At 43.9% G+C, this 1,120-nt stretch carries 1 protein-coding gene; it reads left to right on the top strand.

Annotated features, from left to right (window positions below):
* The coding region (locus R7P72_RS25500; RefSeq protein ID WP_318111019.1) for an ABC-F family ATP-binding cassette domain-containing protein at positions 1–1,120 on the top strand (1,120 nt) is incomplete at both ends.

Here is a 1,120-nt window from a genome sequence, read left to right as displayed (position 1 = left end):
ACGATTAGAGAATGTTTACAATCGGCATTTAATGAGTTGTTTGAAGCTGAACGTGAATTATTTTCTTTGTATCAAGAGATGGCTGAATCTGCATCGCCTTCTTTGCTTCGCCGAGTTGCTAAGTTACAAACGGAATTGGAAGCCCAAGGCTTTTACGCCTTACATGCCCAAATTGAAAGTGTATCCGCAGGGCTTGGTATACAGCAGTTGGGACTGGATACTCTAATGAGTGCGTTAAGTGGTGGGCAACGCCATAAGGTCTTATTAGCGCGCTTATTGTTGCGTGAACCAGACGTCTTATTGTTAGATGAGCCGACTAACTATCTTGATGCAACTCATATTGAGTGGTTGAAGAGTTATCTCAATGCTTATGTAGGAACCGTACTGTTGGTGTCTCATGATGTGAGTTTCCTGAATGTGGTTACTACCTGCATCTGTGATATCGACTATCAAAAAATCCAGAAATACACCGGCTCATTCCACAAAGCAATGACGCAAAAGCGACACAACAATTCGCTGTTGGAAAAAGAGTACCACTCACAGCAAGCTGAGATTAAGAAACTGGAACAGTTTATTGCGAAAAATGGCGCAGGTGTGAATGCGAGCATTGCGAAGGGCCGTAAGAAACAATTAGATAAAATTGAAAGGATTCAGTTGCATAGAATAGATGCCGTGACTGAATTTGATTTTTCTTATGCGCCTATTGGACATCAAAGTGTTGTTAGCGCCGAAGCGTTGAGCATTGGCTATCAAACGCTTTTACTGTCACCGATTGATATCACTGTCGCACGAGGAGAAAAGTTAGTGATTGAGGGCTTCAATGGCGTAGGGAAGTCGACATTGCTTAAAACGCTAATGGGGGAGGTGCTTCCACTCTCTGGTGAAATGACGTTTGCACAAGGTCTTAAGATCGGTTACTTCGCTCAAGACCTATCTTGGCGTCATCCGGATCATACACCGGAGCAAGAGGTGTGTGCGGTCGATTCTTCAATCAATAGTAAATCGGCTCGTAAGCTGTTAGCACGCTTCGGGATAAAGGGTGATAAAGCACAACGTCGCTTAGAGGCTTTGAGTGGTGGAGAGCAAACTCGCGTTAAGCTTTGTTGTTTAGCAACACGAG

It is taken from the genome of Vibrio sp. Vb0888 (assembly GCF_033338835.1).
GTDB lineage: Bacteria > Pseudomonadota > Gammaproteobacteria > Enterobacterales > Vibrionaceae > Vibrio > Vibrio alginolyticus.
This window is presented reverse-complemented; position numbering and strand designations above follow the sequence as displayed.